This is a genomic window from Salmonella sp. SAL4457 (assembly GCF_046548235.1).
Taxonomy (GTDB): domain Bacteria; phylum Pseudomonadota; class Gammaproteobacteria; order Enterobacterales; family Enterobacteriaceae; genus Salmonella; species Salmonella enterica.
This window is the reverse complement of record NZ_JBGDZO010000937.1, coordinates 1-252: the sequence shown is the minus strand read 5'-3', so window position 1 is coordinate 252 and position 252 is coordinate 1. Positions and strand designations below refer to the sequence as shown.

At 36.9% G+C, this 252-nt stretch carries 1 protein-coding gene; it reads right to left on the bottom strand.

Annotated features, from left to right (window positions below; genetic code table 11):
* On the bottom strand, positions 1-252 hold a 252-nt coding region (locus ACLJNW_RS26955; RefSeq protein WP_410961616.1), incomplete at both ends, for a potassium transporter TrkG.

Genomic DNA, 252 nt, shown 5'->3' with positions numbered 1-252 from the left:
AAGTTCACCCGTGATGCCACGTGACAAACCGACAGTACAAGCAGCGGAAATAGCTTCAAATAACAAATCCATAAACTGATGATTAGGTTCGATTAAAGATAAACTAAAGATGCCTAAGAAAATAAGTGCTGCAGTAATAGAAACGACAGCCATTGCCTTAAAAGAGGTTTTTTGAGAAACAGAGTGATTGAACACACGAATTTCATCTTCACGTCTAAGGAAGCTAATCACGCTGAGTAAAACAATAATAAA